This is a genomic window from Corallococcus sp. 4LFB, from assembly GCF_046520365.1.
Classification (GTDB): Bacteria; Myxococcota; Myxococcia; order Myxococcales; family Myxococcaceae; genus Corallococcus; species Corallococcus caeni.
Window position 1 is genome coordinate 1 of record NZ_JBKGHJ010000859.1, and the last position, 2,061, is coordinate 2,061.

Annotated in this window: 4 protein-coding genes and 1 pseudogene; 1 reads left to right on the plus strand and 4 read right to left on the minus strand. The window is 73.0% G+C overall.

Annotated elements, in window-relative coordinates:
- The 3 genes and pseudogenes from ACLEQD_RS42030 to ACLEQD_RS42040 all read right to left on the minus strand — a co-directional run.
- Positions 1 to 411, minus strand: a pseudogene (locus ACLEQD_RS42030) (hypothetical protein); the annotation flags it as partial.
- 8 nt (positions 412 to 419) lie between these two features.
- Positions 420 to 875, minus strand: coding sequence for a hypothetical protein (locus tag ACLEQD_RS42035; protein ID WP_410391551.1), 456 nt, complete (start codon positions 873 to 875; stop codon positions 420 to 422).
- An 80-nt stretch (positions 876 to 955) separates the two neighbouring features.
- Positions 956 to 1,123 carry a hypothetical protein gene (locus ACLEQD_RS42040; protein ID WP_410391553.1) on the minus strand — a complete coding sequence of 56 codons (168 nt, stop codon included), beginning with the start codon at positions 1,121 to 1,123 and terminating at the stop codon, positions 956 to 958.
- 72 nt (positions 1,124 to 1,195) lie between these two features.
- Here ACLEQD_RS42040 and ACLEQD_RS42045 point away from each other — a divergent pair, with 72 nt between their 5' ends.
- Positions 1,196 to 1,690 carry a MarR family winged helix-turn-helix transcriptional regulator gene (locus ACLEQD_RS42045; protein WP_410391555.1) on the plus strand — a complete coding sequence of 165 codons (495 nt, stop codon included), beginning with the start codon at positions 1,196 to 1,198 and terminating at the stop codon, positions 1,688 to 1,690.
- A 4-nt stretch (positions 1,691 to 1,694) separates the two neighbouring features.
- On the opposite strand, the gene ACLEQD_RS42050 is transcribed toward ACLEQD_RS42045, so the two are convergent.
- The coding region (locus tag ACLEQD_RS42050; protein ID WP_410391557.1) for a YdcF family protein at positions 1,695 to 2,061 on the minus strand (367 nt) is incomplete at its 5' end.

The window sequence follows — 2,061 nt, forward strand, 5'->3', positions numbered from 1 at the left end:
GGCGCGGCCGGAGCCGAGGCCCGCAGCGCCGCCGTCTTCACCAGCGGGGGCGGCGGGGCGCGCGGTGTGCTGCTCCCCGGACTCCGGGGCCTCCAGGCCCAGCACGCCCAGCACCTGCGGGTACACCTTGTTCGCGAAGTAGCGCCCGCCGGCCACGGTGAAGTGGACGCCGTCCGTCATGCGCAGGCGCATGGGCTTGCGGAAGCCCTCCACGCGGGCCTGCTTCAGCGCCTTGCCGCGCGCGTCGGTGAAGAAGGGCCGCGTCTCCAGGTGCACGGCGTCCTCGCGTCCGGCGACGACCTCGCGCTGCAGGTCGCGGATCAGCGTGAGCTTCTGCTCGAAGCGGTGGAGGCTCGTGGCGGGCAGCTCCAGCCAGATAATCTTGCGGCCCGGCGCGGAGATGGCGGTCACGAAGTCCGTCAGCCGCTGGCGGTACTCCCCCTGCCAGTCCGGCTTGCCCCAGGCGACGGTGGCGCGCCCCTGCCGCGTGTGCAGGCCTGCCCGTCGTTGCCGCCCAGGATGACCACCACGACGTCCGGCTGGTGCTGCCGCACCTCCTGCTGACCGACCTCCAGCCAGTCGAAGAAGTCCGGGCGCGCGAGGCCCGTGGACGACTTCGCGCGGCGCTCGCAGCGGATCCGCGGGTGCGCGGCGAGCTGGTTCTGGAGGTACTCGCCGAAGCCCGTGGCGATGAGGCTGTCGCCCAGCAGCAGCACGGTGCGGCGGGGCGCGGGCGCCGGCGCGGCGGCCTGGGCCGGAGCGGTGGGCAGCACGGGCGAGGCGGTCAGCCCGGGGACGGGTTCCGGAGCAGCGGCCCGGGCCGCCGTGGACAGGAACGCCAGGAAGAGGAGTGCGCGAACAGGACGGGTCGACATCGGCGGAGGGAAGCTACTTCCCACGCCCGCGTCCGTACACCCCCCGCGGGCCGTTAAATCCGTTGCCCGCGCGCGCCCTGTCAAGCCGCGGAGCCCACCTCCAAGGCCGCCAGCGCCGCGAGCCCCGCGGGCGCGAGCGCCTGGAGCGCCTCCGTCGTGCTCGCCGCCGCGAACACCAGCACCTCCTCCGCCCGCGCCGACGACACCGACACCCACGCCAGCAACAGCCCCCACCATGCACGTCGCATCGCACGCACCTCCGGGTGTCCTTCGCAGCCTACAAGTTGACCCGCACGCACCTCGCCGCTAATGAATACTCTGTGTCACGGAATATCCATAAAGAGGATGAAGCGCTCTCGAAGGACGTCGACCGCATCCAGGAGTTGATGTTCTCGCTGGGCCGTCGCCGTTCGCTCCGTGATCCCATCGCCAGCACCTGCGAGCAGCTCCAGTTCACGCCGCCCCAGGTGCACGCCCTGCTGTGGCTGGGCCTGGATGGCTCGCTCACCATGGGCGAGCTGGCCAAGCGACTGGGCGTCACCGAGAAGACCGTCACCGGCGTCGTGGACCGTCTGGAACGCGAAGGCCACCTGCAACGCGAACGCGGAGAGACCGACCGACGCGTCGTGCGCTGCCGGCTCACCGACAAGGGGAAGCAGACCTTCGCCAAGCTCGACCGCTCCATGCACCGCGCGATGGGCGTCGTCATGGGCATGCTCGACCCCGAGGACCGCCAGGCCCTCTTCCGCGTCCTGGAGAAGGTGCTCCTCAAGCTGGACACACCCGCGCCGGACGCCCCCGCGTCGGGCACCTGAAGCCTCAGCGCCCGCCCGGCGCCCGCGCCAGCAGGAGGCGCGGGTGCAGGAGCAGCGCGAACGCCTCGCGCACCGTCCAGTACCGCCGGTCCCACGCGCGCATCCGCCCGTCGATGCGCGCCGGGCTGGTGGCCACCTCCAGCCCTTCGCGCCGGAAGCACTGCCGCGCGCGCAGCAGGTGATACGGGTCGGAGACCACCACCACGCGGCGGGCCCCGCGCTCCCGCAGCAGCCGCGCGCTGAACCGCGCGTTGCCTTGCGTGGAGTGGCTGTCCTCCTCCAGCACGCACGCGGACGCGGGCACGCCGCCGCCACCGCCAGCTCGCGCATCACGCGCGCCTAGGACGGCGGATGGGCGCCCGCGCCGCCGG